Here is a 17774-nt window from a genome sequence, read left to right as displayed (position 1 = left end):
GCCTCCAGTGCCCTAGGGGCAGTCGTGCCCATTGCCGACTATCTGGTGCTGCCCACCCCCCCTGCCCCCATTGATCTTGCCGCTCTTATTGAAACCGTCAAGCAAGTGGTGGAACCGTCTAAGGTTCCCCACCGCGTCCTGCTCACCCGCGTTGATCCCCGCTGTGTCAATGAGGCCCTTGAGGCCCAAAATACCCTCTTGCAGTTGGGGGTAGCGGCTTGTCATGCCTTTATCCGCGCCTACAAAGCCCACGAACGAGCTGCCCTAGAGGGGGTGCCCATTACCCAATGGAAGGGCAAACAGGCCAAGGAGGCCCAAGCCGATTACCGCCGTGTTGCCGAGGAGCTGGAGCGGGATTGGCGTTGATGGCCTGTCCCTAAAAACGTCCTTAAAAACAAAGCCAGTATAATAATGTACGATTAATATGCAGAATCTCAGTCGCTTCAAAGGAATATGCGTCGTTTCCTAAGTCTAGCCTGTATTCTAGGCGGCCTTTATTTCCTTGCCCAGAATATTATCTTTCATGGCACCCTTGGAGCAGGTACAGCCGTTCTCTTGTCCTTGGTCGGTATTCTCATGATTACCTCAGGTCGTGATCAGATTCGGTACCTTGGATATGGGGTCTTAGCGTTAGCCGTATTCTTTATTTTTCTCAATGCGCGTTTTTTCCTGAAACCAATAAGTCTTTTGCAGTTTGTGGCTAGTTACACTGCTATAGTCATTGGGTTTCGGTTGTATGGGGGTTAATTAAAATTAGATAATTAAAGATTCCCAGCCCTTGGGGTTTGTCAATTATGAATAATATCAGCCCTGTCATATCAGTGATGAAACAATGATATTAACAATACGATCGCCCCAGGATAGGTTTCTGTGATCCTAGGCCATAACTGAAGTCGCACTTCAATGGCGTTTTCTTTGCGCCGTCGAAGTTTTTGAAGTCTTTGAAGTTTTTGAATTAAGGTCAACAGAACGTGGACACCACCGTACTGAGTCAATACCGTCAGCACACCCAAGAGCGCGCTGTTTTGGGAATTCCCCCCCTGCCCCTGACCGCCGCACAAACCTCTGCCGTCTGTGATCTCCTACAACACCCACCCGCTGGGGAAGAGGAATACCTGCTGCACCTGATTCGGGATCGCGTGCCCCCGGGTGTGGATGAAGCGGCCTATATTAAGGCGGGCTTTTTGACGGCGATCGCCAAGGGGGAACTCAGCAGCCCCCTCATCACCCCGATTGCAGCGGTGGAACTCCTAGGGACCATGCTGGGGGGCTACAATGTTCAATCCCTCATTGACCTGCTGCGCCACGAGGACCCGGAACTGGCCAGTGCGGCGGCCACTGCCCTGAGCCATACCCTCCTGGTCTATGACGCCTTTCACGATGTCCAAGACCTCATGCACCAAGGGAATCCCTACGCCCGCCAAGTGATGGAATCCTGGGCCAATGGCGACTGGTTTACCTGCCGTGAGCCACTTCCAGAGGCGATTACCGTCACTGTTTTCAAAGTGGCGGGTGAAACCAACACCGATGATCTCTCCCCTGCTCCCCATGCCACCACTCGCCCTGATATTCCCCTGCACGCCACGGTAATGCTGGAAAGCCGCTTGCCGGGGGCACTGCAAATCATTGCCGAACTGAAGCAAAAGGGCTATCCCCTCGCCTATGTGGGGGACGTTGTCGGCACCGGTTCCTCCCGCAAGTCCGCCACCAACTCGCTGATTTGGCACATTGGCCGGGACATTCCCTACGTCCCCAATAAGCGCACCGGGGGTGTCTGCCTTGGCGGCAAAATTGCCCCCATTTTCTTCAACACAATGGAGGACTCGGGCGCGCTGCCCATCGAGTGCGATGTCACCCCAATGAACCTGGGGGATGTGATCACGATTTACCCCTACCGCGGTGAAATTACTAATGAAGCGGGGGAAGTGATCAGCCGGTTTACCCTCAAGCCCGATACCCTCTTGGATGAAGTGCGAGCGGGTGGGCGCATTCCACTGCTCATTGGGCGTACCCTCACCGACAAAGCACGGGCAGCCCTTGGCCTCGACCCCAGTCCCCTCTTTACCCGTCCCAAGCCTCCCATTGAAAGCAACAAAGGCTATACCCTGGCGCAAAAGATTGTCGGTAAAGCCTGCGGCCTCCCTGGGGTCCGCCCCGGCACCTACTGCGAACCGGTGATGACAACGGTTGGCTCGCAGGATACAACGGGCCCCATGACCCGCGATGAGCTCAAGGAATTGGCCTGCCTTGGCTTTGGTGCGGACTTGGTGTTGCAAAGTTTCTGTCATACGGCGGCCTATCCAAAGCCCGTTGACATTAAAACCCACAAAGAACTGCCGGACTTTATCACCTCGCGGGGCGGCATCTCGCTGCGACCAGGGGATGGCATTATTCACTCGTGGCTCAATCGCATGCTGCTGCCCGATACCGTGGGCACGGGGGGCGATTCCCACACGCGGTTTCCCTTGGGCATTTCCTTCCCTGCCGGCTCTGGCCTAGTGGCCTTTGCGGCGGCCTTGGGGGTGATGCCTTTGGATATGCCGGAGTCGGTGCTAGTGCGCTTCAAAGGTTCCTTACAACCGGGGGTGACGCTGCGGGACATTGTCAACGCCATTCCCTATGTGGCCATTCAGCAGGGCAAGCTGACCGTTGCTCAGGAAAACAAGAAAAACGTCTTTTCAGGACGCATTATTGAAATGGAGGGACTGCCCGACTTGCAACTGGAGCAGGCCTTTGAACTGACGGATGCCACGGCGGAGCGATCGGCGGCCGGCTGCACAATTCAACTGAGCAAAGAGACAGTGGCCACCTACCTGCGCTCCAATATCACCCTTTTGAAAAACATGGTGGCTCGGGGCTATGGCGATGCGCGGACGATCCTGCGGCGGGTGAAAAAAATGGAGGCCTGGCTGGCCAATCCCCGTCTTCTCGCTGCCGATGCCGATGCTGAGTATGCCGATGTGATAGAGGTGGATCTCGATCAGATCAAGGAACCCCTTGTGGCTGCCCCCAACGATCCTGACAATATCAAAACTCTCTCGGAATGTGCGGGTGATCCGGTGCAGGAGGTCTTTATTGGCTCCTGTATGACCAATATTGGCCACTACCGTGCCGCTGCCAAGGTGCTGGAAGGGGAAGGAGCGGTGCAGGTTCGCCTCTGGATTGCGCCACCCACCCGCATGGACGAGCAGCAGTTGCGCGAGGAGGGCTACTATAGTATTTTTGCCGCTGCTGGAGCACGCCTGGAGATGCCGGGCTGCTCTCTGTGTATGGGTAACCAAGCCCGCGTTGCTGATAACACGACGGTTTTTTCCACCTCCACACGGAACTTCAATAACCGCATGGGCAAAGGGGCGCGGGTCTATCTGGGATCCGCAGAGCTGGCGGCAGTCTGTGCCCTGCTGGGGCGCATTCCTACCCGCGAAGAGTACCTAGACATTGTGACGCGGAAAATTAATCCCTTTGCAGCGGATCTCTATCGCTACCTCTACTTTGATCAAATTCCTGACTACGAAGACCAAGGCCGTCTCATTTCTAAGGAGGAGGAGGCGAAACTACTAGCCTGTATGGGCGGCTAGCCCTTGACCTAAACCCAACGGGAGAGAGCAATTCCGCCTTCCACACAAAGAAACCCTAGGATAGGCGTGCTGAGCCAATAGAGCCACGCAAGCCGAGGATAGCCTTGGCGACGCAGGTTGGATACCTCTAGGATAAACGTGGAAAAGGTGGTCAAAGACCCCAAAAAACCAACGGTGAGGCCATAGCTGAGCCACAGCGGCGCCCCCCAGCGGGTTACAGCATGGCTCAAAAAGCCCATGAGAAAGGCCCCCATCAGGTTCACACTCAGGGTGCCAAAGACCAGGGTGCCAAAGCGGCGATCGCTCCATAGACCGACGTAGTACCGTGTCAACGCTCCGGGCACAGCCCCGAGGGCGATCGCCACCAGTCCTTCAGGTGAGATCATCCCACTTCTCCCAAGAGGCTAATCCCCACAGCACTAAGCGGCTGCCCAACTCCAAAGCCAGCAATCCCAGCCCCGTACTGCCGAGCCAGTAAAAACCCTCGGCTGCCATATCCCGGTTACCCAAGAGCTTGTCGTTATCCAACTCGTAGGATGAAAAGGTTGTATAGGAACCAATCAATCCCGTTGTCAATAGCAAGCGCAAATCGGGGTGCACGACAAACGTGCGGGCAAAGGCGAGGGGGGCAATCACCCCCAGCAAAAAGCAGCCAGTGACATTTACAATCAACGTGGCAAAGGGCACATTACCCACAAGATAGGGTTCCAAATAGACCGCCAGTAAGAAGCGACTCAAGGCACCGGGGATGGCTCCAAGACTGACGGCCAAGGCGGGGCGCAACCGAGGATGAATCGACGTCACAAGCGGGGCTCCTCCACAATCAATACCGGTCGAGTTGAACTCTCAAGAATAGTCTGACACACAGACCCCATGAAGACACGCTTGAAACCCTTTTGACTATGGTTTTGACCATGTTTGCCAAGAATGATTTCAGTCACGTTGTACAGGGCGGCGGTACTCAAAATGGCTTCGGTAATGGGGCCAGCCGTCATAATGAAACGATAGCGAATATCTGCAAGGTACTGCTTAATTTGGGCTTCGAGGGTGGCCACCGCTTTGGGGTCAGGTACGTCCTGCACATGGAGCACAATGACTTGCGCATCAGCACGGCGCGCTAATTCCGCCGTCTTTTGCAGAACATAGGGGGTGACACTGGAGGTATCCACCGGTGCTAAAAGAACAACCCGGGGTTGCAGCAGGACTTTGGTGGCATCCACCTCGCCCTTTTGCAGGAGTTTTGGCGCAAAGGTGGGAATTGCCCATGCCCCAACGGGAGCCGTAATCACGATCGCCAGAACCGCGATCGCTAGCATCGTTTCCCCCCCAGGCACCCCAGCAGACAAAGGCAGAGCACCAATGGCCGCTTGTACAGTTGCCTTGGCTGAATTCCCCGCCAGCAAAAAGAGGCGTTCTGAGAGGGTCCAATTACTGCCAAGGGTGGAAAGATACCAACCAATGCCCCGCCCCATCAAGGTACCCACCGCCAAAATGACTAAACCCACACCGAGGGAACGTTGCAACACCCCTAACTGGACACTGGCACCCAACAGCACAAAGAGAAAAATCTCTGCCCCCTGCCACAGCACGTCAAATCCCCCCCGTAATTGCCGCCCTAGGGGCGCATCCATCTCAATCAAAAAGAAGCCCGCACTCATGACCGCAAGGTAGCCGGAAAACAGGGGCAGGCGATCGGCCAAGCCCACTGCCCCCAAGGCCACTGCTGCTGCCCCGAGGGTTGTTTGCACCCGATTTTGACTCCAGTTTTGCTTGACCAACAAAAAGACCAGCGCCCAGGCCAAGCCATAGCCCACAATCAAGCCACCCCCAATTTCAAGGAGCGCCTGCACACCCACTGCCAAGGCGGGCGGCAAGCCGCCTAGGAATCCCCCGCCATGGTCAACCCCCATGAGTAAACTGAAAAGCAGTAGCACCACTACATCGGAAATGGCACTGCCTGAGAGAATGGCATCGCTAATCCCCTTGTCCACGCCCCAGCCCAAACTTTTTAGCCGTAGCATCCCCGGCACAATGACCGCGGGGGACTCCGGTGCCACGATCGCCCCCAACAATAGCCCCTGTCGCAAATTAAATCCCAGTAAAAGCATGGCCACCCCTGCCACAACTGCCATTTCACACAAGGCGGGTAACACCCCAAGGCGTAGAGCCACAGTGCCCTGTTGGGCCAATTTCTGGCGATCCAAGCCCAGTCCCGCCTTCATCAAAATCACCATCACCGCAACGGCACGAAAGGTGGGGGCTGCCCCTAGGACGTCGGCTTGCAACAGATTCAAAGCCCCAGGCCCGAGGACAATCCCCACAAGAATCATGCCGATCAAGGCAGGTGCCCCCAGTCGCCGCGCCAACTGACCAGCAAAGAATCCCAGCAGGAGGATGAGGGCAAGGGTTTCTAAAATAGTTGACATCGCTGCCAACCTCGCTGTGACACCAAACCCTACCCTAGCGAATAACCCAATTCATTTCCAAGGCTCAGTGTCCCTAGCGATCGCCACAAATCCTCTATATGCTCTATAGTGCTTGGTTATTGGCGGAGCATCGGCAAGATGACATATTGCTTGGGAATTCTCACCACATCGGGTCTGGTGATGGCGGCAGACTCTCGCACCAATGCGGGGGTAGACTATATTTCCACCTATCAGAAGCTCTTTGATTTTTCGGTGCCGGGGGAGCGGGTGATTGTGATTTGTACCGCTGGTAACCTTTCCATTACTCAGGAAGTTCTCACCCTGATTCGCCGCGATCTCAAGGGGCAGTTGGAGCGCAGTCTCAACACGTTGCCCAATATGTACGAGGTGGCCCGCTATATCGGTAGTAAGCTGCGGGAGGTCACCGATAGTCATCGGCCCTGGTTAGCTAAGGATAACATTGACTACCAATGCACATTTCTGGTGGGGGGGCAAATTCGTGGCGAGGAACCCTACCTCTACCTAATCTACAGTCAAGGCAATTTTCTGCAAGCGACGCCGGAAACTCCCTTTCTCCAGATTGGTGAAACAAAATATGGCAAGCCGATTTTAGACCGCACGTTGCGCTTCGATACGCCGGTAGATGCGGCGGCAAAATATGCCCTGCTCTCCCTTGATTCAACGATGAAATCCAATATCTCCGTCGGCCCCCCCCTTGACCTGATCATGTACCGCACCGATAGCTTTGAAATCTGTCACCGCGCCGAATTTGTTTTGGGTGATCCTTTTTTGGTAAAGGTGCGGCAGTTTTGGGAGGCCTCCTTGCGGCGAGCATTTGAGGAAATGCCGGAGATTGAATGGAACCGCCGCCAGTCTTCTCCGACGTCCTCAATGGTGCTGCCAACACCGGAAACCCTTATTGCAGAGTAGGAAAGACCAACTATGACATCTCCTTCCTTAGAACAGCAAGTAGCAGCCTTGGGGATTGGCCACATTAAGCAGCATCTATTCCTCTGTGCCGACCAAACCAAACCCCTGTGTTGTGACAAGGCAGTGGGTTTAGAAGCATGGGAATATTTGAAAAAGCGCCTCAAGGAATTAGGCTTGGATCAACCGCGCCCAGAGGGCTGTATTTTTCGCACCAGGGCCAATTGCCTGCGGGTGTGCCAACAGGGGCCGATTTTAGTGGTCTATCCCGATGGTGTGTGGTATCACTCGGCAACGCCCGCAGTGATTGAGCGGGTCATTCAGGAGCATGTGCTGGCGGGGCAGATTGTTCAGGAATATCTACTGGCGTCACCACTGCCCGAAAGAGCAGGCGATCGCCCCACCAATACCCCGCATGGGTAATGCACACAGGTGTTCCTGCCGCTAAGGGGGCGCGATCGCTCTGGTGCTGGTGCGGATCAAAGGGAACACAGGCCCCAACTTCACCAATCAACCTAACCCCCCACTGCTCTAAGAGTTGAAACACCGGCTGCACTAGGGGCAAAATTCGCTGGGCAGGGGCGGTGGGGTTTTGTCGGGCAGCAGCGGCGGCAGTGGGCCAGAAGCGCAGAAACGGTTCAAGGATTTGTAGGGCTTGGTGTTGGAGCGCCGCCTCAGCAGGGGATTCGCCATAGAGCCACTGAAACAACTCCAACGGCGTCAGCCCCAGAACGTGGGCCAGGTGTTCGAGGGTTTCAAGGCGCAGTCGGTGCAGGTTGCCGAACCAAATGGCATTGGCTTGCTGTCGGGTAAATCCTTTGCGGTGCAGTTGACTCTTGCGGGTAATGCCGACCATCGCAAGGCGCTCTTGCAGACGCTGGCTCATCCTTCTAGTCGCTGCCCAGTGTGATCGTCAAAAAAGTGGAGATGCTGCGGATCAGGGCGCAAATACAGGCGATCGCCCCGCCGAATGGGCTGTTGCCCCGGCAAGCGCACCCGCAACGTCTCTCCGGTTACCGTGAGGTGAACCGTCAAGCCCGTTTCATGGCCAAGGGCCTCCACCAGATCCACCTGAGCTGCCAGTGTATCCTTCTCTTCAGCAGTGGCCAACAGGAAATGCTCTGGACGAATCCCCAGCCATGCTTTTGAGGCCCAGGGCAAGGGCTGGCTCAGGGACAACTGCCAATTGGCGTGCTGAATCTTCCCTTGGCTGAGGGTCACGGCTAAAAAATTCATCGGCGGTGAGCCAATAAACTCGGCCACAAAGCGATTGGCAGGACGTTGATACAGGTCGAGGGGCGTGGCAATTTGTTGAATTTGGCCTTGGTGCAGGACCACAATGCGATCGCCCATGGTCATCGCTTCCGTTTGATCATGGGTCACATAAATGGTCGTGGTGCCCAATTGCCGCTGAAGTTGGACAATTTGGGCGCGGGTCTCGGTGCGCAGCTTGGCATCTAGGTTAGACAGGGGTTCATCCATCAAAAAAACCTGGGGATTGCGGGCCATGGCTCGTCCGAGGGCAACCCGCTGTTTCTGACCGCCGGAGAGTTGTTTGGGATAGCGATAGAGCAAGTGCTCAATTTGCAACAGCTGTGCAATCTGCTTCACCCGCTGGTGAATGGCCCGTTCGCGGGGAAAAGAAAGTTGCATCCCCTTGGGGAGCGATCGCGTCCAGCGCGTTAAGGTGGCTTCAATGGGAGCGGGTAACACCCCCTTTATCTGTGAGTTGCGGCGCAAACCAAAGGCCAAGTTGTCATAAACGGTGAGATGGGGATAGAGGGCATAGCTTTGAAAGACCATGGCAATGTCTCGTGCTTTGGGGGGTAAACCATTGACCAGGCGATCGCCCACCCAAATCCTGCCCGTGGTTGGTTCGTCTAAACCCGCAATGAGCCGCAGCAAAGTACTCTTGCCACACCCCGAAGGACCCACTAGCACCAAAAACTCGCCCCCACCCACACTTAGATCAATCCCTCGCAGAACCATGACATCATTCCCGCGCTGGGGGTCGCGATAGACCTTGGTCAGTTGTTCAAGGCGTACACCGGTCACGATCGCTGTCCTAGAGGGGCTAATTGGCTAGAATCCCACACTGGGGCCAATCTGACAAGACGCCTAGGCAAGGTGCAGATTCAGGACGGAACGGGGCGCCCGGCGAACCCGTGCCCGGATCGTGGGCAGTCCCAGACGTTGGCAGGCTTCATAGCGATGACACCCCGAAAAGCCATAGTACTGCCCTTCCACCTCAAGGACATCAATGGGTTCCTGCTGGCCAATTTCAGCAATGGAGGCCATCAGCGCTTCAACTTTGGCTGGATCCGTTTGCCGAATCAGGGGACGACGAATGGCCTTGAGAGGCAAATCCAAAACTCGCATTGGCTTATCCAAACTCGTTATGAATTTATTTTAGCAATCCATCGCCTGTCGGCAACAAAACGCTCTTGAATAACTTCCTAACTTGCAGTAAAACAATACGGGTTGGCTTTTAGCCATTAGTTGTGCCGTTTCGGTGTTTTTTTATGGGTTTGCAACGTCGTCGCTTCCTCACCCTGGCAGCCGCCGGTATGGGGGCAGCGCTGCTGCCCCAAGGGCTGCAGCTTTTGTATCAACGGGCCGCCCGCGGCCAATCAGTGACAGGTCGTGGCTTTGGCCCTCTGGTCAAGGATCCCAGGGGCCTGTTGGATTTGCCAGCCGGGTTTCAGTATCGAGTGTTCTCAAAGCTGGGCGATCGCCTCAGTGATGGCACCCCTGTGCCCACCTGCCATGATGGCATGGCCGCCTTTGCTGGCCCTGATGGCACAACCATCCTGGTACGTAACCATGAGATCACTCCTGGACTGTCCCCGGTCTTTCAAGGGGTAGTAGTTCCCAAGGACAAGATGTACGACCCCCTTGCCCGCGGCGGCACAACCACCCTTGTGGTCAGCAAAGATCGCCAGCTCCTCAAGCATTACGTTTCCTTGGCCGGCACCTCCCGCAATTGCGGCGGTGGCAAAACCCTCTGGCGCAGTTGGATTAGCTGCGAAGAAACGATTTCCACCCCTGAACATCCCGCCAACGGAGGCCCCGTGCAAAAACCCCATGGCTATAACTTTGAAGTGCCCATCAGTGCCCAGGGACCAGTGACGCCAGTTCCCCTGAAGGCAATGGGGCGCTTTCAACATGAGGCGATCGCCATCGATCCAAAAACACATATCATCTATCAAACAGAGGATCGCGGGGATGGTCTCTTCTATCGCTTTATTCCCAAAAAGCCCACCAACCTTGCCGCCGGCGGTCAACTCCAGGCGTTGAAAATCAAACGCTACCCGAAAGCTAAGACGGGTCAGGGTTTTCCCCTACGCCAGCCCTTCGAGGTGGAATGGGTGAATATTGCGGAACCTGACCCCCCCCAAGATACAGTGCGCTATGAAGGTTATCAGAAAGGGGCAGCCCAATTTGTGCGCGGTGAAGGCCTCTGCTACCACAATGGCGAATTCTACTTTACTGCCACCAGCGGCGGTAACAAGCGCTTAGGTCAAATCTGGCGATATCGCCCCGGCAGCACCCCAACGGCGGGGGGCACCCTTGAGCTATTTGTGGAGTCCCCCGGCAAGGCAGTTCTGGATTACCCCGATAACTTGACGATGGCACCTTGGGGAGATCTCATTTGCTGCGAAGATGGCAACGATTCAGTGAACCGTCTGGTTGGCATCACGCCCACCGGCGAAGTGTACACCCTTGCTCGCAATGCCCTCAATGATCAGGAACTAGCGGGGGTTTGCTTCTCCCCCGATGGCCAAACCCTGTTTGTGAATCTTTACCATCCGGGGATGACCTTTGCAATCTGGGGGCCTTGGGATCGGCGGGGCTAATGGCCCAACTACCCCACCAAAAGGGAGCCCAGGATGACCTGGCTCCCTTGCTGTTTGCCTACAGACTCAACTCAGCACTGCCATCCCTTCTCCTTCCGTCCTTTCTGCCTTAGCTCAGCGCCACAGGGGAGCGATCGTAGGTGGCCGCCAAAGCGGGATTCACTTTGCCCTGAATGTGCTGCCAGTAGTGGGCAGCACTCAGGGGCATGCCGATCGCTGTCGCCATTCGGGCAAGGAGGGTTTGTTCACGGCTTTTAATCATCACATGATGGGCCATCGCCAAGGAGCGAGCCATTTCGTTAACTGTTGCTGTCATGGGCACCGAGGCCACATTATCAGCCAAGCGAGCAGCGGGAACACCGGCGGGCGGTTTGCCTTTTTGATACTTGGCGCCGCGATAGGTCATGATTTTTAAGGATTCTTCCGGCGGATTTGTCACCGCAGCCACCCGATAGGTGCTACCGCGATACTTGGCCACGACATCCGTTGCTTGGGTGTTGATCGCTGGAGGAACGTAGTTGTATTGAACGCCGCGATAGGTCAGAGTCGTCATAGTTTTCGCCCCATTTTTATTACAAGGTGGACTGATTGAGGCGCGTTCCTTCGGGATCGATTTCCCTACTTCCGTCCCTCGCAAAGGTACAACGCTGACAATTCAACTCGGTCTGAAAAGCGTTTACTGATGCCCTGTGAGGGATGAACGATTTATTTCTGTATCTAATTTAACAATTTCTCGACCTTAAAGCAAGCTATTCATAGAAATTTACAATACTCGGGCCACTACGCCCCTAGGGAGGGGATTGTCTGAGACAAAAAAAAGGCCAACCCCGAGGATTGACCCAATGGCATCATTTTTGCACCTTTATTGATATTGTATTGACGTTGAAGGGCAGTTTTAGGCCTCTGCTAGGGGATAGACACTCACACGCTTGCGATTTTTGCCATAGCGCTCAAAGGTAACGACACCGGCAATCATTGCAAAAAGGGTATCATCACCCCCACGACCCACATTCGCGCCCGGGTGGAATTTTGTTCCCCGCTGCCGCACCAGAATGTGACCGGCCTTGACCACTTCCCCGCCAAAGCGCTTGACACCCAAACGCTGGGCATTTGAATCGCGACCGTTGCGGGTACTACCTGTTCCTTTCTTGTGTGCCATGTTAACCTCCTAGGGATTCACCATTGAGACGAATCTCATTGATCATGATGCGAGTGAGTTCTTGACGGTGGCCTTTTTTCCTGCGGGTTTTCTTTTTCGGCCGCATTTTATAGACAATCACCTTCGGCCCGCGCCGATGCTCCATCACCGTACCAGAGACAACCGCACCACTGACGTAGGGTTGACCCACGTGGACTTGGCTATCGGTTTGCACCAGCAACACCTGTTCAAGATCAATGGTGCTCTCCGGCTCAATGGCGAGCCGCTCCACATCGTAAAAGCGCCCGGGTTCAACGCGCAGTTGCTTGCCACCGGTCTCAATGATTGCGTATGCCATAGAAATTAAAAAACTCCTTGCCGTGCAGGTGAGGGGATGCGCGCCTCTTGGAAAACCTGTTCCGTGCAAACTCAACAATTTTCCATCATAAAATTGATCCCCTGTGGCTGTCAAACCCTCGCCGACCCCAGGCAGACGGTCTGTTGAACCTTTAGTCAATTCGGGGCACTCATCGAGGGAGATTTCCTTAAATGTCTGGATAGGTAAATGTCTGGATAGGTAGTGCCCACACCAATGACCTCTTCATGGTGAAGCAGAGTCCTGTGCTGAAGCGGCAGGCCATTCAGGAACGTGCCATTGCGGCTGTGGGAATCACTAATGAAGGAGAGGGGCTGTCCCCTAAAGAGAAAGGCGTTGATCTCAGCATGCAACCGCGAGACATAGGTATCTGTGGGATGAATACAACAGTCCAGCTGGGGGCCACTGGTCCACTGGCGATCGGGACTGAGAATGACTGCCTGTTTTGGCAAACCACGTTCGCGAACGATCAGTGATGCTTTGGGGTAGCTTGGCGTTGGCATCCTGCGTCTGCCATCTTAACGGGATGCCCTGAGCCTAAATTCTCTAGGTTACCACTAGATTACCCCTAGATTACAAATGTTGCCCCATCCCCTTGGGCCGCTTGCCAACTGCGGGCATCAAAGTATAAATCCTCAAGGGAAATACTGGCCAAGGCCTCCTGAAGTTTTTGGTGGAGTCGTTGCCAGAGACTCAAGGTTACCCAATCGGCGGTGCCATCTTCCGGTTGAGGGGGGTGTAAAAACAGGGGAGCTGGCGATTCACCAACAGCAGTAAGGATATCCCGCAGGGAAATGGTCGCTGGGGGACGGGCGAGTTGATAGCCCCCATAGACGCCGCGCAGCGATCGCACCAAGCCGGCACGCCGCAATTCAATCAAGAGTTTTTCTAGATAGGGGGCAGGAATCTTTTGCCGCTCAGCAATGGTACGCACCGAGGCAGGCCCATAGTTGGGCAACAAACTCAAGTCCAACAGAGCCTTGATACTGTAGTGGCCACGGGTGGTGAGGGTCATGCGGCTTTGCCAACAGTGGTGATGTAGAGAACGGCTTCTTCGGGGGGAATGCCGAGGAGATCGTTGACCTGATCATCAAAGAAGCCGCCGATGCCACTCACCCCTAGCCCCAAGGCGGTAGCGGCTAAGTTAAGTCGCTGGCCGAGGTGGCCGGCATCCATGTGCAGGTAGCGATAGGCGCGTTCGCCATAGCGAGCGATCGCCCGCTCCAGATTGGCGGTATGGAAAATCACCACTGCGGCATCGCGACCGAGGTCTTGATTGAGACAGAGAAAGTGCAACGGTTCCTGAAAGTTCTTGAAGCGAATCTGGCGGAGTTCATGCTCAGCTATAGCGTAGTAGTAGCAGCCCTCCTCAAGCGCCCTGACCCGCGTCACGGCAATAAAGGTTTCCACCAGGGTTGGGTCAAAGAAACTGGGGCATTCGTCTAGGCCTTGATCGCGGTAGTCTTGCGGATGGTAGGCAAAGGTGAGCAGGGCAGCCAATTGATCCACCTCAATCCCTTGGCCACTGTACTGACGGGTGGAACGCCGCTGGAGAATGGTTTGCTGCAGAGCGGCTAGATTGGTCTCCCAGTGAATGATGGTTTTGCTGAGACTGACCCGCAGCCCAAAGGGAAAGTTGTACTTACTTGCAGGGGGTTCGGGAGGCGCCTTGGCCCTGGGGCTGGGTGTCTGCATGCTGTAGATTATCTCACTACTTGTGAGGGCACTGGCACGATGGCAGGCTCTGAGCAACTCGCCACTGGCGATCGCCCCATAGTCATAGCAGGTAGCAGAGGGTAACACAGAGGGAAACGGGGATAAGTTTTCGTCCACTGCCAGCAAATTGGCCAGGGCAACCACCGCCAAGACCCCCTCCTGCTCTGGATCAAGGTAAAGCAGTTCATTCATCTGGGCATCCACAAAACCACCAATAAAGTGGGCACGAAAATCATGGATATTGGCGGCCAGTTCCACATTCCCCAAGAGGTGCCCAATGTCAAGACAAATGCGGCGATAGGCGCGATCGCCATAACGCCAAGCGGAACGGTAAAAGACGGCTGTGACCACCAGAGCAATGTGCGTCCTTTCTAGGGCTGGATGCCAAAGACAAGCCGCCTGTAGGGCTGACCAACAATAGCTTTGCCACACCTGCACAAGGGCATGATCTTTTACTTGATAGTTATAAATGCCAGCGGGAATAGCAGTATCGTTGCGAGTGAGAACATAGATCTCCGCTGGATATAGCCCTCCCGCAGAGGGTGCTGCCCGCATATAAAAGGGCTGATCGGGATAGGGAACCACCCCAGTAATGCCATAGGTGCAGTACAACAAGCGGGAGAGTCGCTGCCAGTAGGGGTGAGCCGACCCCTTCGCTGGCTCTAGGAACGACTTCAGGGAAAAGACGGAGCCCAGGGGATAGGTTTTGAAGGGACTCGGTTGACGGCTCCAATCCAGGGGGGCAGCTTGTTGGGCTAAGGTCTCAGGGGCGTACTTGGTGCGTTCGTGGTAATGCTGTGCCAAAGAAAGTTGTTGAAACCCCATGGTGGTGCCTCACCAAGTTAAGAAACCATTAAGTAATGTAACTTCGTCAATAAATTCCCCTACAGTCAAAAAAGCCTAAGTAGAAATACCTAAGACTGTGAAATACTCTTTTACCATTATGGCGAAATTCAACGCGGAGGAGCTACTCCAAGCCTATGCAGCAGGCGAACGGAATTTTCGCGGCAGCGATCTAACGGGTTTGAGTCTCTTTGACACCAACCTCAGTGATGCTGATTTTAGCGAGAGTACACTGGCGAATGCCTACTTGCCCTATTGCCAGTTAAATCGAATTCAGGCAACTGCTGCTAATTTGCGCCATAGTGAGTTGGGAGATGCTGAGTTGTACCAAGCCAACCTCGCTGCAGCGGATCTCGAGGGGGCGAGCCTTGTGCGGGCCAATCTACGCACGGCCAATTTGGAGCGGGCAAACCTGCGGGGGGCCAATCTTCGGGGGGCGGATTTGCGCTATGCCAATTTGCGCCAAGCAAATCTCCAAGGGGCAAACCTGCAACAGGCCAATTTAGAGCAGGCGGATTTAACGGAAGCACAGGTACAGGGGTGTAATTTTTTTCGGGCAACGGGTGTCGATTTGTCGGTGGCGGTGTGCGATCGCACCACTATCTACCCCGATGGCTACTTCTATCCCTGAGGCAGGGTAATTAGGGTAACCGGATTCAGGGGGTGGAGGCGGTGGCCTTGACCCAGGGGAACGGAACGGCTGAGTTGCACCTGTAGCACTTGCGGGTTGATTTGATGGGTCTGACACCAGCGGAGAACTTGGCCTTGGTGTTCGAGGGTAGCGATCGCCAGCACTAGCCGGCCGCCAGCTTTCAAGTGGCACCAACAATAGTCGAGATTGGCCAGTAACTGAGCACCACTGCCGCCAATAAACACCCGATTCGGCGGCGGTAAATCCCTGAGACACTGGGGGGCTGTCCCTTGGAGCGGGATGAGGTTGGTCAAACCAAAAGCCTTGCGGTTGCGCTCAATCAGTTGAAAGCCAATAGCTGTTTTCTCAATCGCATAGACGGTGGCTTGGGGGGCAAGGCGGGCGATTTCCACGGCCACACTGCCAGTGCCGGCACCAATATCCCAAACAATTTCTACAGTGCCGGTGAGGGCCAGTTCCGCCAAAACCAGTACCCGCACTTCCCGCTTCGTCATCAGGCTAGGGCGATCCTCAAAGGTGAAAAACTGATCATCCCCTAGGCCAAGAATGGGCTGTTCCCTAGGGGGTAGGCGCTGGGGTTGACGCAGGAGCACCACCAAATTCAAGGGATGTACTGGCGGCAGCCCCGTCACCGGTTGGGCCAAGTCCCAGGGCAGAATGGCTTCCTCGGCGCTACCAAGGGCCTGACAAACCCACGCCCGATAGGCCACAGGCACCTGCAATGCTTGGTATAGACGGCTAATGGCAGCAATATTGGCCTCGCCATCGGTATAGATGGCAATTTTCTCTACCCCCCGCTGCAACAGGGGCACCAATCCCGCTAGATCCCGCCCATGGGCACTGTAGATTACTGCATCCTGCCAAGGGAGCTTGAGACGACTAAAGGCCAATTGCACCGCACTGAGGTGGGGATGAAACGTTAACTGATCCGGGGTAAAGACTTCAAGGAGCCAGCGTCCCAATCCATAGAACAGCGGATCACCACTGGTGAGAATGACCACTTGGGGGTTGGGTGTGGTGTCCAAGTGGTTTTGAATCGCCTTGAGACTGGCATTAAAGTTCCCTAGGGAGAGGCGGGGGGTGTCCCCTTCGGGAATCAATTGCAGATGGCGATCGCTCCCCACCAAGAGGGTGGCGGAATGAAGAATCTGCTGCACAGTGGCTGCCAACCCTTGGAGACCCTCTAGGCCAATGCCCACCACATGAATCGGAGTCACGCTGGCCCCTCGCTATCGGCCAACTCCAGTAGGGCATTGACAATCGCCGCTGCCACAGGCGATCCCCCCTTGCGACCGGCAATGCGAATTTGGGGCACGGGTAGTTGGGCAAGGGCAGCTTTTGACTCCAGGACATTGACAAAGCCAACGGGGACGCCAATAACCCCTGCCGGAGGCACATGGGTTTGTTGCAGGCGATCGCACAGGGCCAGGAGGGCCGTTGGTGCATTCCCAATCACAAACAGACCGTGGGGCCACTGTTGCCAAGCGCGGAGCATCCCTGCTGCGCTGCGGGTTTGACCAGGGGCGGTGGGGCTGCCAGCGTCAAGGGCGGTAATGATTGGGTTTTGGAAGGTGCGGCTGACCATCGTTTGAATGCCAACACTGACCATGGCCACATCCGTAATAATCGGCACACCTGAGCGCAGGGCTTGAGTGAGGTGGGCGATCGCCCCCGGCGAAATCTCCAGGAGGTTCTTAAACTCAAAATCGGCCGTGCTGTGGATAATCCGCCGCAAAATCGCATAGCTAGGGGGGTCAAAAGAATGAGGCCCGATCTCGCGATCGATGATGGCAAAACTCGCTTGGGCAATTGGATGCAGCAGAGACACAGGACTTCTGATAGGATAGTAGAACTGCCTAAACTTGGAGAGATGGCCGAGTGGTCGAAGGCGCAGCACTGGAAATGCTGTGTGGGGCAACTCACCGAGGGTTCGAATCCCTCTCTCTCCGTCCTAATTCTTATATTGCCACTATAGGGGGTACCCCCTGCTGCAACTCAGGGAGAGTACCAGGTTTCCCGCCTAGGAGCTCATTTCGCCAGTCTGGGCGGGCGATCGCTATGATCAAAGAATCTTCGCAGCCTTCCCTGAGCAATTCACCGCCATGCAGCGTCCCTGGCAAGTCTATTCTGCTGACCCCGCCCCCCCCAACTTCATCGAGGCAGTTAAGTGGCTCCATCCCGATGCAGGCGCCATTACGGCTCAGTTACTTTGGCAGCGGGGCTACCGCGATGCTCTTCAGCAAGTGCCCCCCTTCTTAGAT

Annotated in this window: 19 protein-coding genes, 1 tRNA gene, 1 pseudogene and 1 riboswitch; of the genes and pseudogenes, 7 read left to right on the top strand and 14 right to left on the bottom strand. The window is 55.4% G+C overall.

The features are described 5' to 3' along the window. Window positions 1-366 (top strand): annotated as a pseudogene (locus H8Q75_RS05915) (ParA family protein); the annotation flags it as partial. A 605-nt stretch (window positions 367-971) separates the two neighbouring features. After that, window positions 972-3578, top strand: coding sequence for a bifunctional aconitate hydratase 2/2-methylisocitrate dehydratase (gene acnB / locus H8Q75_RS05910; protein WP_297040906.1), 2607 nt, complete (start codon window positions 972-974; stop codon window positions 3576-3578). Window positions 3579-3586: 8 nt separating this feature from the next. Here acnB and H8Q75_RS05905 read toward each other — a convergent pair whose 3' ends face one another. The 3 genes from H8Q75_RS05905 to H8Q75_RS05895 are packed head-to-tail and all read right to left on the bottom strand — an operon-like array spanning window position 3587 to window position 6004. Beyond that, on the bottom strand, window positions 3587-3964 hold the full coding sequence (locus H8Q75_RS05905) for a CrcB family protein (RefSeq protein ID WP_024124045.1): 378 nt from the start codon (window positions 3962-3964) through the stop codon (window positions 3587-3589). After that, window positions 3951-4382, bottom strand: a complete 432-nt coding sequence (gene crcB / locus H8Q75_RS05900; protein ID WP_297040905.1) for a fluoride efflux transporter CrcB — start codon at window positions 4380-4382, stop codon at window positions 3951-3953. The genes H8Q75_RS05905 and crcB overlap by 14 nt, the downstream gene beginning before the upstream one ends. After that, window positions 4379-6004: a cation:proton antiporter gene (locus H8Q75_RS05895; protein WP_024124043.1), complete on the bottom strand. Its 1626-nt coding sequence runs from the start codon at window positions 6002-6004 to the stop codon at window positions 4379-4381. Before H8Q75_RS05895 ends, crcB begins: the two co-directional genes overlap by 4 nt. 138 nt (window positions 6005-6142) lie before the next feature. Here H8Q75_RS05895 and H8Q75_RS05890 point away from each other — a divergent pair, with 138 nt between their 5' ends. Continuing rightward, window positions 6143-6934, top strand: a complete 792-nt coding sequence (locus H8Q75_RS05890; protein WP_024124042.1) for a proteasome-type protease — start codon at window positions 6143-6145, stop codon at window positions 6932-6934. Window positions 6935-6946: 12 nt separating this feature from the next. Next, window positions 6947-7354 (top strand): (2Fe-2S) ferredoxin, encoded by a 408-nt coding sequence (locus H8Q75_RS05885; protein ID WP_024124041.1) that lies wholly within the window; start codon window positions 6947-6949, stop codon window positions 7352-7354. Here the strand turns inward: H8Q75_RS05885 and H8Q75_RS05880 are convergent. From H8Q75_RS05880 to H8Q75_RS05870, 3 genes are all read right to left on the bottom strand, one after another. Beyond that, window positions 7248-7817, bottom strand: coding sequence for a helix-turn-helix transcriptional regulator (locus tag H8Q75_RS05880; RefSeq protein ID WP_024124040.1), 570 nt, complete (start codon window positions 7815-7817; stop codon window positions 7248-7250). The genes H8Q75_RS05885 and H8Q75_RS05880 overlap by 107 nt on opposite strands. Next, window positions 7814-8986, bottom strand: a complete 1173-nt coding sequence (locus H8Q75_RS05875) for an ATP-binding cassette domain-containing protein (protein ID WP_297040904.1) — start codon at window positions 8984-8986, stop codon at window positions 7814-7816. Before H8Q75_RS05875 ends, H8Q75_RS05880 begins: the two co-directional genes overlap by 4 nt. 63 nt (window positions 8987-9049) lie before the next feature. Next, on the bottom strand, window positions 9050-9310 hold the full coding sequence (locus tag H8Q75_RS05870) for a sulfiredoxin (RefSeq protein WP_024124038.1): 261 nt from the start codon (window positions 9308-9310) through the stop codon (window positions 9050-9052). 143 nt (window positions 9311-9453) lie between these two features. On the opposite strand from H8Q75_RS05870, the gene H8Q75_RS05865 reads away from it, so the two are divergent. After that, window positions 9454-10788 carry an alkaline phosphatase PhoX gene (locus H8Q75_RS05865; protein ID WP_024124037.1) on the top strand — a complete coding sequence of 445 codons (1335 nt, stop codon included), beginning with the start codon at window positions 9454-9456 and terminating at the stop codon, window positions 10786-10788. Between the two features lie 109 nt (window positions 10789-10897). Here the strand turns inward: H8Q75_RS05865 and H8Q75_RS05860 are convergent, their stop codons facing one another. The 6 genes from H8Q75_RS05860 to H8Q75_RS05835 all read right to left on the bottom strand — a co-directional run bounded on the left by H8Q75_RS05860 (window position 10898) and on the right by H8Q75_RS05835 (window position 14843). Further along, window positions 10898-11341, bottom strand: coding sequence for a DUF4278 domain-containing protein (locus H8Q75_RS05860; RefSeq protein WP_024124036.1), 444 nt, complete (start codon window positions 11339-11341; stop codon window positions 10898-10900). Window positions 11342-11380: 39 nt separating this feature from the next. Further along, a riboswitch (Glutamine riboswitch) is annotated at window positions 11381-11493 on the bottom strand. 190 nt (window positions 11494-11683) lie between these two features. Next, window positions 11684-11947 carry a 50S ribosomal protein L27 gene (gene rpmA / locus H8Q75_RS05855; protein WP_024124035.1) on the bottom strand — a complete coding sequence of 88 codons (264 nt, stop codon included), beginning with the start codon at window positions 11945-11947 and terminating at the stop codon, window positions 11684-11686. Between the two features lies 1 nt (window position 11948). After that, on the bottom strand, window positions 11949-12284 hold the full coding sequence (gene rplU / locus H8Q75_RS05850) for a 50S ribosomal protein L21 (RefSeq protein ID WP_297040903.1): 336 nt from the start codon (window positions 12282-12284) through the stop codon (window positions 11949-11951). A gap of 155 nt (window positions 12285-12439) precedes the next feature. After that, window positions 12440-12805 (bottom strand): FHA domain-containing protein, encoded by a 366-nt coding sequence (locus H8Q75_RS05845; protein WP_024124033.1) that lies wholly within the window; start codon window positions 12803-12805, stop codon window positions 12440-12442. A 65-nt stretch (window positions 12806-12870) separates the two neighbouring features. Then, window positions 12871-13317: an Rrf2 family transcriptional regulator gene (locus tag H8Q75_RS05840; RefSeq protein WP_024124032.1), complete on the bottom strand. Its 447-nt coding sequence runs from the start codon at window positions 13315-13317 to the stop codon at window positions 12871-12873. Continuing rightward, the gene (locus H8Q75_RS05835; protein WP_297040902.1) at window positions 13314-14843 is read right to left on the bottom strand and encodes a SagB/ThcOx family dehydrogenase; all 1530 of its coding nucleotides are present in this window, start codon (window positions 14841-14843) and stop codon (window positions 13314-13316) included. The genes H8Q75_RS05840 and H8Q75_RS05835 overlap by 4 nt, the downstream gene beginning before the upstream one ends. Window positions 14844-14940: 97 nt before the next feature. On the opposite strand from H8Q75_RS05835, the gene H8Q75_RS05830 reads away from it, so the two are divergent. Continuing rightward, the gene (locus tag H8Q75_RS05830) at window positions 14941-15492 is read left to right on the top strand and encodes a pentapeptide repeat-containing protein (protein WP_297040901.1); all 552 of its coding nucleotides are present in this window, start codon (window positions 14941-14943) and stop codon (window positions 15490-15492) included. Here the strand turns inward: H8Q75_RS05830 and H8Q75_RS05825 are convergent. Together H8Q75_RS05825 and H8Q75_RS05820 are read right to left on the bottom strand one after the other, a co-directional pair. Then, window positions 15483-16730: a bifunctional cobalt-precorrin-7 (C(5))-methyltransferase/cobalt-precorrin-6B (C(15))-methyltransferase gene (locus H8Q75_RS05825; RefSeq protein WP_024124029.1), complete on the bottom strand. Its 1248-nt coding sequence runs from the start codon at window positions 16728-16730 to the stop codon at window positions 15483-15485. The two genes, H8Q75_RS05830 and H8Q75_RS05825, sit on opposite strands and share 10 nt — an antisense overlap. Beyond that, window positions 16727-17341: a cobalt-precorrin-8X methylmutase gene (locus H8Q75_RS05820; RefSeq protein WP_024124028.1), complete on the bottom strand. Its 615-nt coding sequence runs from the start codon at window positions 17339-17341 to the stop codon at window positions 16727-16729. Before H8Q75_RS05820 ends, H8Q75_RS05825 begins: the two co-directional genes overlap by 4 nt. Before the next feature lie 36 nt (window positions 17342-17377). Between H8Q75_RS05820 and H8Q75_RS05815 the strand changes: the two genes are divergently transcribed. Beyond that, window positions 17378-17462, top strand: a tRNA-Ser gene (locus H8Q75_RS05815). Window positions 17463-17774 lie beyond the last annotated feature (312 nt).

This window comes from Thermosynechococcus sp. OHK43 (genome assembly GCF_014466085.1).
Lineage (GTDB): Bacteria > Cyanobacteriota > Cyanobacteriia > Thermosynechococcales > Thermosynechococcaceae > Thermosynechococcus.
Note: the sequence above shows the minus strand (reverse complement) of the source record. Positions and strands in the feature narration are given on the sequence as shown.